We start from the raw sequence: 10,888 nt of genomic DNA on the forward strand, positions 1-10,888 counted from the left end.
ATCGCGCAATTTCTGTCGGTGTGCTTCGCAGTCGTACCCGCGATCTGCAAAAACTACTTGAGGCTTTTGCAAGGGCGAACGCGTATGCCACGGATGGCTGGAATTGCGTCGATGAACGGCAACAATTGTGTGACGTCATGGCGATCCGGTACCGGCTTGCGACCAGGATACTTCTCGCGACGCGCTTTCGCCTGCGGCAGTAACGGTTCGAGTCGTCGCCATAATTCGTCAATGAATGGCTTGTCCATCCCTTGGTCTCTTCATCGCGATGGCCTAGGTTAACAGGATGTCTATAAAGTTAACAGAGCCCTTCACGTCTTTCTGAAACCGCCTCTTAAAAGGAAGATGCTTTGAAAGCTTTCGACTCCGTAATGGACGCCATTGGAAATACGGCATTGTCAGGTTGTTGGGTCGGTGACGTAAGATGTTGTGATGAAGAAATCAAAATCGCTCTATCACTGCCATCTCTTCCCGCTTGCGGTCATCAGTTGCGCCGTGCCTTGGTATTTCCGCTTCCAGTTAAGTCTGCGCGACATCGAGGAATTGCTTTTCAAGCGCGGGGTCGTCGTGAGCTACGAGACAATCGGGTGCTGGTGCGACAAGTTCGGTAAGGGTTTTGCTCGCAGGGCGAAAGCCGCCCGGCCCAAGCCTGGAAACACGTGGCACCTCGACGAGATGTTCGTCTCGCTTCGCGGCGAACCGTACCTGCTCTGGCGTGCAGTGGACGAGCATGGCACAGAACTCGACATTCTGTTGCAAAAGCGGCGTGACAAGGCCGCTGCCAAACGTTTCTTCAAGCGCGTAATGCGATCGAACCCGGTACCGCGCAAGATCGTCACCGATAATTTACGCAGCTATCCGGCGGCGAAAGCCGAAATCCCGGAACTGGCGAAGGTGAAGCAAGTGTTCGTCAAGGCAGCAGCGCGACTAAACAATCGGGCCGAGAATAGCCATCAACCCACACGCGAACGCAAGCGTCGCATGCGGGTTTTCGCAGCCCGAGACGCACGCAGAAATTACTTTCGTACTTCGGGCCGATCCGTCAACATTTCGCGCTCAAGCGGCATATGCAGCCAGTTGCACTTTATCGCAACCGGCTCGCGGCCAGCTTCCTCGCATGGCGTGAATTCGCCGAATTCACCCAAAATCCGTCCTTCGACTTTTGATAGCCATCACATCTGCTGTCGTACAGTCTTCGTTTCGCCAAGTTGACAATGCCGTTGTAGTCGGTGTTGCCTTTGGAATAGGCGACGGTCGCACTCAGGTAAATGTCGTTGATGCCGAAGAACGACTGCTGCATCGAGGCATGCACCTGATACGCGACTTGCGTGCCGGTTTCGCTATCGAGGGAGCTTTATTGGTCTGTCGATTCCTTATAGTTCAAATGATGCCCGCCGATCGAGGCCGTCAATTGATTGTTGACGTTGTAAAACACATTATCCGCGTGTGCGGCAACGGGCGCCGCCAACATGGCAATGCTCAATAGCGTGGTACTCCCGCAGATGACGCGCTGGCGCAGTGTGATGTCTCGGTGGGAGAAGACGGCAGAAAGATTTGACGGTATCGCAGCATAAGGGCGCATAGCGAGAGAGAAAACAAGGTTAAAGAGTATGGCGTTCCAATGCTAGCAGTGTGTTTGTGCACACGGATTACCCTATCTTTATGATGTCTTTCTGGTCATTATCTCGATAGATCTGTGCGGTATTTCGAAAGATTTCAGAGGCATTGTGCTTTAGCAGAAATCCCGACTGACTGTTGGCGAGTCGCCCGGTAATACAGACATATCGAGTAGCCGACGTGCGATTAGGTGACGTACTTGGCCTTCTCATTGCCAGCACCATGTAGGGGTCGCTTCAGAATTCGGGCGATAAAGCACGCCAGGCGCGCTCAGTCGCTGATGGCCGATCGACACAACGAAACCGACATCGGAGCACAAAACATTCCAGCTGCGACATGCATCCCCGATCAGCCAGAGCCGGTGGCCGTTTCAGTCGGTCTTGCTGTGGCGTTTCTCGCGTGGCTCGAGCCGCAAAGCGACTGTTTAAAAGCCGAAAATCACTATTGCCATAAGAAGAGTTATGGCGATAGCACGGATTGCCGCGTCGAAACTCAATACCCGTCAGAACCGCATCTGGCAAGAATTTCATCGAAATGACGTGCTTTATTGCGCTATTTCTGAAGCGAGCTCCGGTCCGGAAAGTAATTGTTCGTGCGAAATGTTAAGGATCTGAAATTGGTAAAGTTTTTAATAATTATGCCGTTATACGGAACTGTAAATAACAAACCATTTAGTCTAATGAACAATTTAAAAGTGTCAACCCGCTTAACAATTGGCTTCGGCAGCATTCTTGTACTTTTGCTGATTGTCGCGCTCATCGGCATTTATGGAATCTTTTCATTACACGGCAATCTTGACGCCATCGCCCACGTTAACAACGCAGAATTAAAATATGCGAAGGAAATGAAGAGTGCCGTATCAAACCAGGGCATTGCCATAGGTAATATTGCATTGCTGACCGAGCCAGCCGACATGGCGCAAGAGTCCGAACGCCTGAACAAGCAAAAAAGGCTCTATGCGGACGCGGAGGATGCACTGGGCAAAATGTTCGCGGCCGAAGCCGGTACCACCGATCGTGAGCACACCCTCTTCGCCAAAATCAAAGACGACGCTGCTGCCGCAGCCCCTTTGATGGCAAAGGCTTTGGCGCTGTCCTTGGCGAATAATCCCACCGAAGCCATACGCGTCTTGATCAAGGAAGCCAGGCCCGCTCAGGCGATCTGGCTGACACACCTTACTGAGCTCGCCGATTTCGAGGACCAGTTAAACGCCGAGGCAAGTGCGGATGCGGATGCTGCCTACGTTACAGTTCGCACCGCAACTTGGTGCACCGTAGCGGTGGCGACCATCGCAGGGTTATTCTTGGCGTTTGTCATCAAGGCAAGCATTCTTAAGCAACTGGGTGGAGAACCAACCGACGCACAGGAGATGGCACGCCAAATCGCCGAAGGCAATTTGACGCAGAAGGTGCACGTTGGCGTCAATTATGAAACGAGCCTGATGGCTTCGCTCGAAGTCATGCGCGGCAATTTAAGTCAGGTTGTCGCAGGCATTAAAACGTCCGCGGAGTCCATTTCCGTCGCCGCTGGCGAGATTGCGCAAGGTAATGTGGATCTTTCACAGCGAACCGAGGAACAGGCTGCGTCATTGGAAGAGACGGCAGCCAGCATGGAAGAGATCACCGCCACGGTTCGACAGAACACTGAAAATGCGCGTCAAGGCAGCACTCTCGCCAACTCTGCTTCAGAAACCGCCGCGACGGGTGGCGAAGTAGTTGGACGGGTTGTTACGACCATGCAGGATATTTCGGCAAGTTCATCAAAGGTCGTCGACATTATCTCTGTGATCGAAGGCATTGCATTCCAGACCAATATTCTGGCACTCAATGCGGCGGTGGAAGCAGCAAGGGCAGGAGAGCAAGGCCGCGGCTTCGCCGTGGTCGCAGGGGAAGTACGCACACTGGCACAACGCAGCGCTGCCGCCGCGAAGGAAATTACGGGACTGATCGGAACCTCGGTCGAGCATGTGAATGCAGGCTCGGCGCTTGTACACAGTGCAGGGGAAACGATGAACGATGTCGTCCGATCGGTAAAACGCGTAACCGACATCATGGGAGAGATTGCGTCGGCGTCCAGCGAACAAAGCGCCGGCATTGAACAGGTGAATATGGCGGTGAGTCAAATGGACGAAGTAACGCAACAAAATGCGGCATTAGTTGAGCAGGCTACGGCCGCCGCAAAGGCCATGGCCGACCAGGCACAAAGCCTTCGCGATTCTGTTGCAATTTTCCGTATCAATCTTGATGGAGAAGCCGATGCTGGAAAATCCCCTGTGGTGCAGCCCCGCCCCATCGGCGGCCCGCTTGCGGCTAAAAAGCAGGCAAACCAGATAGTGCGCCCCAAGGAGCCGGCGTTGTCGTCCGCCACGAGTCCATGGGAAAACTTCTAGTTCATTCGGTTCTGGTGCAAATAGGTAAGATCGTTGAGAGCCTGGTGGAGATCGCCTCAGAAAAAAATAAAGCGGGTTAAGAGGTCCGCCTAGTCGGTTTCGTGGTGTGCCTTCGCAATCAGAACGCCTCCTCGAACGCCCGAATGCGACGATCCAATTCCGTTGATATATAGATGGAGGTCGTCGCCGGCGAGACATGGTCAAGGCGGTTCTGTCGCAATAAGGCGGTCTGTTATTCTGAAGGCCGCGAGCGAACAATCAGATCCATGAAGCAAAACCTGACTGCGGCGATGTCGAAAGTGTTTAAATGGCTCCACTGTCCGCTGGACGCGATGCTGCTATGCGTGCGTTGGTATGTTGCGTATCCGTTGAGCTTACGACACGTCGAAGAGATGATGGCAGAGCGTGGTATTGCTGTGGACCATTCGACCGTTCATCGCTGGGCGATCAAACTGTTGCCGCTACTTGAAAAAGCGATCCGGCGGTGCAAACGCACGGTGGGCAGAAGCGGGAGAATGGACGAGACATACGTTCGAATCGGGGGCAGTGGCGATATCTCTACCGGGCCGTCGACGAAGCCGGCAACACGGTTGATTTCCTGCTGCGAGCACGCCGGGACAAAGCTGCTGCGCAGGCATATTTCGAGCGGGCAGTCGCGCTAGACGGCGACGCCGAGACGGTGACGATCGATAAGAGCGGATCGAACCTCGCAGCATTAAAAGCGATTAGAGCGATTTTGGTTTCTTCATCACGACATCTTACGTCAACAAGCACAACAACCTGACAATGCCGCGCGATCGTTTTACCTACCTCTTCGAGGGCTTTGGTACGTTGTGCAGAGATCCAAAGAGGCTAGGCGCGCCGTGATCGTTTCGGTCGGTTTTGCTTGTGTTGCGCGAGCAGAAGTTCGCGAAAGCCTTTCGCTGCGGCGGAAAGCGGCCGGGTCGTGCCGCTCACCAGAAAAGCCTGGTATTCCATATGGGGTTGGAAGGACAACACGTGGAAGCCGAGAAAGGCGAACTCTTCAGCGACATCCCGCAATACCAAGGCAACGCCCAAACGTTCCGCGACCATATGACAGACAGTGGATGCCCATGGACTTTCCGCGCGCATCTTCCGTTCTATGCCGAGGGAATTGAAGACAGTATCGAGGTAATTACGCGTTGGACCGCGATCGGCCATCGCTACGAAATCCTCGCCTGAAAGGTCCGCCGGATCAATGATTTTTCTTCTGGAGAGCCGATGGCCGGTCGGGACGATACAGACAATGTCGGCGCGCCAGATCTCTTCCGCTCGGACGCCATCGCGATCCGATGCCCGAAGGGTGATACCGAGATCAATGGTCTGGCGCGATACCGCGTCCACGACGCTGTCTGTCGACATCGGCATCACCGACGTGAAGATCTGCGCCTTATTTTCAAGATACTGGGCCACTCGTTGTGTGATCCAGCCTTCCGCGAACGCCGGAAACACTCCGATACGAAGGTAGCCGCGACGAGTGCTTCCGATTTCCCGGGCGACGTCGTTCAGATAATCGATTCCGCGATAGAACTGTCGTACTTCGGCAAAAAATATCTCGGACTCCGGCGTGGGAATCAGTCTGCCACGCCGCCTTTCGAAAGCGACGAAACCCGCTTCCATTTCGAAACGCTCGATCATCCGGCTTACCGCCGGCTGCGATACGTTCAGCTGCTGGGCTGCCGCGGTAATGGAGCCGTACGTCATCACAGCGGCGAATACATCCATTTGCTTCGCATTCAGCTTGGCCACAGGGTTGCTCCAGGTTGGGTTACGGCGTTTTCCGCATTCTTTAGGTCATTACATTTGTTTGTTTCGATCAAACAAAATTCGAATAGATGTAGTAATTTTTACTGCCTATATTTCTCCCAGGTGATCGGGACAACCATCCGAGGGAAATTTTAGTGCACATGCCTATTCAAGAGCCACTGCCTGGCGAAACGCCAACGCTACACCTGCGCGATGGCGCCGACCGGCCACGCCCGCCGACGCGGCAACGTCAGACCATCCATCCCCGGGCGAAACTGTCGGACGCGCTGTGGTATGTCTTTGCAGTTATCGCAGTGGCGCTTGCATTGATGCTTTTTGTGGGGAATCCGCGTTGGCAATGGCCGCTCGTAGCGCATTATTTGTTCAGCGCGCGGGTTTTGCGAGGTCTTGGCAACACGTTGATTCTGACGGCTGTTTCCAGCATGTTGGGTTTGGCGATCGGTGTGGTTGTCGCTGCATGTCGGATGGCACAGCATCCGGTGCCCCGAGCCCTGGGATTTCTCTATATTTGGGTCATTCGCGCTACCCCGACACTCGCGATGCTGCTTTTTCTCTTTTTCCTGTCCGCGCTAGTACCACGTTTGACGCTATCGATCCCTTTGCTGCATGTGACGCTGTTCGACGTGAACACGAACCAGTTGATTTCACGTTTCAGTGCCGCTGTGATCGGCTTGGCGATTTACCTCGGAGGTCACAGCGCGGAGACATTTCGAGCCGGTATCGCCGCAATTGATCGAGGACAAAAAGAAGCGTGCAAAGCGCTTGGGATGAGTGACTTCAGGATGATGTGGCATGTCATCGTCCCGCAGGTCGTGCGCATCATCATTCCGCCGCTGGCGAATGAGCTCATTACGATGTTTAAAAATACATCGCTGGTCACTGTCATAGGTTATGTCGAATTGCTGACCACGGTTCAATTGATTTACGCGACCAATTTCGAGACGATTCCCTTGCTGACGGTCGCGTGCATCTGGTACCTGTTTCTGACAAGCCTGGCCATGTTCGTACAGAACATCTTGGAGCGACACTTCGGAAAAGGAGCACCTAAATGAAGGCTGCGGTGGATCGGATACCGGGTGTGGATTTGGGCGTGCCGCTGTTCGAGATGTCCGGCGTCGGTAAGCATTTTGGCTCGTTTGCCGCATTGAAGGATGTCGATTTCTTGCTCTCGAAAGGAGAAGTGGTTGCCATTATCGGTCCCTCGGGGTCAGGGAAAAGCACCTTGCTGCGATGTATGAATATGCTGGAGCTGATTGATTTCGGTGCGATGCGTTTCAACGGGGAAGCGCTTGGTGCGGAAACGCGTGGCACGAAGTGCGTCCGACTGAAGGATAAAGCATTGGATCATCAGCGCCGCCATTTTGGCATGGTGTTTCAGGGCTTCCATCTATTTCCGCACTACACGGTGCTCGATAACGTGCTGGCCGGACCACGCATTGTAGGACGGAAAAACAGTTCGACGACCCTTGCGCAAGGAGAGCGTTTATTGGCACGCGTTGGCCTTAGCGATCGCATGCATCATTATCCGGCGCAGTTATCGGGCGGCCAGAAACAGCGCGTGGCCATTGCGCGGGCGCTGGCGATGGAGCCCGAAATCATGCTTTTTGACGAGCCGACGAGCGCGCTGGATCCTGAGTTGGTGAGCGAAGTCCTAGACGTCATCCAGGAACTCGCGCTTGCCGGGACGACGATGGTCGTCGTCACCCATGAAATGGACTTTGCGCGTAAGGTCGCGAGTCGGGTGGTGCTGATGGACGGAGGCAAGATCGTCGATCAAGGAAGCCCCGAGCAGATTTTTGCGGGCGGCAGTACCGAACGCTGTCGTCGTTTTATGACTCATCAACGAGGATAGGCGTGAACCAGCCTTCCAGGCAAAGCACACGGTAATATCCCATTTATGCGAGGAGAGATAATCATGGCTGGTGAGAAGCGCAAAATGCGGCTCGGCTTGTCAATGCGATATCAGGGCTATCATATGGCAGCCTGGCGTCATCCGGAGGTGCCAGCAGACGGTGCAATTGATTTTCAGTATTTTCTAAGTACTGCGAAAAAAGCGGAAGATGCCAAATTGGATATGATATTTTTCGCTGATGGTATCGGTGTCCGTGCCAACGACGAGCCGAAAGGGTCATTGGCACGTGATTCAAAAAATGCCGAGCTTGAGCCGTTGACGTTATTAGCGGCAATCGGTGCACACACTTCGCATATTGGCCTGGTGGCAACGGCATCCACCACGTATAACGAACCTTTTCATATTGCACGAAAGTATGCGTCGATCGACCACATCAGCGGAGGACGTGCCGGGTGGAATGTCGTGACGTCGTGGTCCGAACAGGAAGCGTGGAATTTCAGCCGGGACGCACACCTGGGCTATGAGAAACGGTACGACCGGGCCGACGAGTTCGTCGATGTCGTCAAGAAGCTCTGGGATAGTTGGGAGGATGATGCATTTATTCGAGACAAGCAAAGTGGTGTCTTCTATGATGAACGGAAATTGCACGTCCCGAATCACAAAGGCGTGCATTTCCAGGTGCGGGGGCCGCTTAATTCCGCGCGCACGCCACAGGGACGACCGATCATCGTGCAAGCGGGTGCTGCTGAAGCTGGCCGCGAGCTGGCAGCGCGAAGTGCCGATTTGGTCTATAGCAATGCGCTCGATTTCGATGGGGCGAAAGCCTATTACGAGGATTTGAAAAGGCGGCTAGGAAAATACGGACGTGAACCGGATCAGATGTTGATCATGCCGGGGCTGATGTTGTATGTCGGGGAAACCCGGCAGGAGGCGCAAGACAAATTCGATCAGTTGCAGGACCTGATCGACCCGTTGAGCGGTCTGTCTCTACTGTACAAGACGCTGGGTGATCTTTCTGCTTATGATCTCGACGGACCGGTGCCGGATCTGGGAGGGCAGAAAGTTCGCAGCATTGCCGAGAATTTGCTCGCATTGGCACGTCGCGACGGTTTGACGATTCGCCAGATATTCAAACGGGTCGCGTCGGGCAACAATTTCCACTTGATTGGCACCGCGTCTGACATTGTCGATGTCATGGAAGACTGGTTCAGACGCGGTGCGGCGGACGGTTTCAATATTTGTCCGCCGACGTTGCCACATGGTATCGACGATCTGGTTCGATTCGTTCTTCCTGAATTGCGTCGGCGAGACCTGTTCCGTACTGAATACGAGGCACGCACGCTGCGCGAAAATCTTGGCCTTGGCCGGCTAGAATATGGGATGTGATTTCATGATATCGAGCTAAGCAATAAGTATTCCTACCATTATTACGAACGGAGGAGGTTTGGATGCAGACCGACGTTGATAGCATGGGTATCTCGGCCGCGGTGTTTCGAGACGCGATGGCGCGCTTCACCACTAGTATCAGTGCGGTTACGACAACGGACGGCACCTCGCCCGCTGGTGTCCTCGCAACTTCCGTGTGTAGCCTGTCTGCAGCCCCGCCCACCATTCTGGCATGTATCAATAAGGAAGCAAGCGTGCATGACACGATCGTTCGCTGCGGTGTGTTCGCGGTGAATCTTCTGTCCGATCGGCAACGTCATATCGCCGAGCGTTTCATATCCGAAAGTGGGTCTGCGCGCTTCGATCCGTCAACGTGGCGCGCGGGGCCAGGTGGGGTGCCGATGTTGGCGGAAAGCGTAGCGTCGCTCGCGTGCCGGTTGCTCGCATTGCACGAAGGCTATTCGCACAGCATTCTCGTCGGGGAAATCGTCGACACGATCTTGGACGATGCCTTGGATGGCAGTCCCTTGCTGTGGCATCGACGTGGCTTTTCCTCGGCGCTGGTGCCCAAGACCTGAAGTGTTTTTTGTCTACAACCAGATCAGGGAAAACATGTCCTTCTTCTTTTTGAACGAAACACCGCGGAACTGTTGTGTCCGGATAGTCGCGGCGCTGGGATGGGTCGCGATGTTCGCGATCCAACCGGGTCAGGCGGCCGACCGCGCCGCTGTGAACGGCGCGGCGGTCGCTGGGCCCACAACGACGGCCGTACCCGTGCACTATCGGAGCGCGGGCACATTGACGGTGGCCGTGAATCCGGAGATCGCGCCAATCAAATTCGTCGACGATGATGGCAATATCGCAGGCTTCGCGCCGGAGCTCCTTTCCGCCGCAGCCAAGGTCCTGGGATTGAAGCTCCAATTCGTTCAAGCGTCGTTCGACTCGCTCGTCCCTGGGCTCAGTGCAAAACGCTTCGACATACTGCTTTCATTAGGCGATTTTCCATCACGTCACGGGCAGGTCACGTTCATCGACTATCTCAAGGTAGGGCAGACCATCGTGACGGCGGCGGGCAGTCCGCTTGTGGTTCACGACTTAGGCGATCTCTGCGGCGTGTCGGCGGGCCTCCCGCGAGGAACGGCACAGCTCGGGAAGGCTTACGAGATCAGCAAGGCTTGTGTTGCGGCAGGCAAGCAGGCAATGATTATCTCCACCTATACGGATACCAATATGACGTTGCTGGCGCTGACGACCGGCGTCAACCAAATGGCCTGGGTCGATTCGCCCGCTGCGAATTACAATATCAAGCGTTTTCCGGACAAGTACCGACAGGCGTTTTTTTACTACAACTCTGCCTACGGTATTGGTTTCGGAACGGACGACGACGGCCGTCAACTGGCAGAGGCGTTCCGTCAGGCGCTGCTTCAAGTCGAAGCGGCGGGAGGCTATGCCGCGCTGATGCAGAAATGGGGTGTGCCCGCAGCCGACGGCTTTCCGCGTTTCCCGATCAACGATCCGTCCTATTAAAACCGTATCTCGCCGACAAGGATATCGCACGCGAGTAGCGCGTCCGGAAAATGGTTGCTGCAACTCGCGAAGACGGACGTAATGATTTTGGATGACTGGGGCATGCGCGGGATCGACAGCATGACGCGCGCGGGCTTACTAGGGATCGCGGACAACCTCCACGGCGAATTCTCTCACATTAAACGTCACGACCGCATCTGCGCGCGATGCAATCGCCGTCATTACGACATGGCGATCCTTCGCATCAACCTATTCAAATGAATCACTTTCCAGTTGTATCGGTCGGACGTTTGCATCTGGGAAAGCCCTCTCCATGGCGCTGCGGATAC

The 10,888-nt window shown here is 54.7% G+C and carries 10 protein-coding genes and 3 pseudogenes; 10 read left to right on the top strand and 3 right to left on the bottom strand.

What is annotated here, in order from left to right; genetic code table 11:
• Positions 1 to 140, bottom strand: a pseudogene (locus WM40_RS32640) (IS5/IS1182 family transposase); the annotation flags it as partial.
• Between the two features lie 292 nt (positions 141 to 432).
• On the opposite strand from WM40_RS32640, the pseudogene WM40_RS24670 reads away from it, so the two are divergent.
• Positions 433 to 1,166: pseudogene (locus WM40_RS24670) on the top strand (IS6 family transposase).
• Between the two features lie 188 nt (positions 1,167 to 1,354).
• Here the strand turns inward: WM40_RS24670 and WM40_RS31805 are convergent.
• Positions 1,355 to 1,582 carry a hypothetical protein gene (locus WM40_RS31805; RefSeq protein WP_046154288.1) on the bottom strand — a complete coding sequence of 76 codons (228 nt, stop codon included), beginning with the start codon at positions 1,580 to 1,582 and terminating at the stop codon, positions 1,355 to 1,357.
• A 315-nt stretch (positions 1,583 to 1,897) separates the two neighbouring features.
• Between WM40_RS31805 and WM40_RS30450 the strand changes: the two genes are divergently transcribed.
• From WM40_RS30450 to WM40_RS24685, 3 genes and pseudogenes are all read left to right on the top strand, one after another.
• Positions 1,898 to 2,155, top strand: a complete 258-nt coding sequence (locus tag WM40_RS30450) for a hypothetical protein (protein WP_157685972.1) — start codon at positions 1,898 to 1,900, stop codon at positions 2,153 to 2,155.
• A gap of 141 nt (positions 2,156 to 2,296) precedes the next feature.
• Positions 2,297 to 4,006 carry a methyl-accepting chemotaxis protein gene (locus tag WM40_RS24680; protein ID WP_046154289.1) on the top strand — a complete coding sequence of 570 codons (1,710 nt, stop codon included), beginning with the start codon at positions 2,297 to 2,299 and terminating at the stop codon, positions 4,004 to 4,006.
• Positions 4,007 to 4,272: 266 nt separating this feature from the next.
• Positions 4,273 to 4,739 (top strand): annotated as a pseudogene (locus tag WM40_RS24685) (IS6 family transposase); the annotation flags it as partial.
• A gap of 119 nt (positions 4,740 to 4,858) precedes the next feature.
• Here WM40_RS24685 and WM40_RS24690 read toward each other — a convergent pair.
• Positions 4,859 to 5,776 carry a LysR substrate-binding domain-containing protein gene (locus WM40_RS24690; protein WP_046154290.1) on the bottom strand — a complete coding sequence of 306 codons (918 nt, stop codon included), beginning with the start codon at positions 5,774 to 5,776 and terminating at the stop codon, positions 4,859 to 4,861.
• Positions 5,777 to 5,934: 158 nt separating this feature from the next.
• On the opposite strand from WM40_RS24690, the gene WM40_RS24695 reads away from it, so the two are divergent.
• The 6 genes from WM40_RS24695 to WM40_RS24720 all read left to right on the top strand — a co-directional run bounded on the left by WM40_RS24695 (position 5,935) and on the right by WM40_RS24720 (position 10,820).
• On the top strand, positions 5,935 to 6,846 hold the full coding sequence (locus WM40_RS24695) for an amino acid ABC transporter permease (RefSeq protein WP_082103208.1): 912 nt from the start codon (positions 5,935 to 5,937) through the stop codon (positions 6,844 to 6,846).
• A complete protein-coding gene (locus tag WM40_RS24700) occupies positions 6,843 to 7,646 on the top strand; it encodes an amino acid ABC transporter ATP-binding protein (RefSeq protein WP_082103210.1) in 804 nt (267 codons plus the stop codon). Before WM40_RS24695 ends, WM40_RS24700 begins: the two co-directional genes overlap by 4 nt.
• A 63-nt stretch (positions 7,647 to 7,709) precedes the next feature.
• The gene (locus WM40_RS24705) at positions 7,710 to 9,032 is read left to right on the top strand and encodes an LLM class flavin-dependent oxidoreductase (protein ID WP_046154291.1); all 1,323 of its coding nucleotides are present in this window, start codon (positions 7,710 to 7,712) and stop codon (positions 9,030 to 9,032) included.
• Positions 9,033 to 9,094: 62 nt separating this feature from the next.
• Entirely contained in the window at positions 9,095 to 9,610 is a 516-nt protein-coding gene (locus WM40_RS24710) for a flavin reductase family protein (RefSeq protein WP_024904329.1), read from the top strand.
• Positions 9,611 to 9,644: 34 nt separating this feature from the next.
• Complete coding sequence (locus WM40_RS24715) at positions 9,645 to 10,559, top strand: ABC transporter substrate-binding protein (protein ID WP_082103212.1); 915 nt, start codon at positions 9,645 to 9,647, stop codon at positions 10,557 to 10,559.
• Between the two features lie 54 nt (positions 10,560 to 10,613).
• Positions 10,614 to 10,820 (top strand): hypothetical protein, encoded by a 207-nt coding sequence (locus WM40_RS24720; RefSeq protein ID WP_046154292.1) that lies wholly within the window; start codon positions 10,614 to 10,616, stop codon positions 10,818 to 10,820.
• Positions 10,821 to 10,888: the final 68 nt, after the last annotated feature.

Source organism: Robbsia andropogonis, from assembly GCF_000970345.1.
In the GTDB taxonomy this organism is placed as follows: domain Bacteria; phylum Pseudomonadota; class Gammaproteobacteria; order Burkholderiales; family Burkholderiaceae; genus Robbsia; species Robbsia andropogonis.

What these genes read in the sequence shown, in the direction of transcription:
- WM40_RS31805 (WP_046154288.1), bottom strand. Translation starts at nt 1,582, where the DNA reads ATGCGCCCTTATGCTGCGATACCGTCAAATCTTTCTGCCGTCTTCTCC.
- WM40_RS30450 (WP_157685972.1), top strand. Translation starts at nt 1,898, where the DNA reads ATGGCCGATCGACACAACGAAACCGACATCGGAGCACAAAACATTCCA.
- WM40_RS24680 (WP_046154289.1), top strand. Translation starts at nt 2,297, where the DNA reads ATGAACAATTTAAAAGTGTCAACCCGCTTAACAATTGGCTTCGGCAGC.
- WM40_RS24695 (WP_082103208.1), top strand. Translation starts at nt 5,935, where the DNA reads ATGCCTATTCAAGAGCCACTGCCTGGCGAAACGCCAACGCTACACCTG.
- WM40_RS24700 (WP_082103210.1), top strand. Translation starts at nt 6,843, where the DNA reads ATGAAGGCTGCGGTGGATCGGATACCGGGTGTGGATTTGGGCGTGCCG.
- WM40_RS24705 (WP_046154291.1), top strand. Translation starts at nt 7,710, where the DNA reads ATGGCTGGTGAGAAGCGCAAAATGCGGCTCGGCTTGTCAATGCGATAT.
- WM40_RS24710 (WP_024904329.1), top strand. Translation starts at nt 9,095, where the DNA reads ATGCAGACCGACGTTGATAGCATGGGTATCTCGGCCGCGGTGTTTCGA.
- WM40_RS24715 (WP_082103212.1), top strand. Translation starts at nt 9,645, where the DNA reads ATGTCCTTCTTCTTTTTGAACGAAACACCGCGGAACTGTTGTGTCCGG.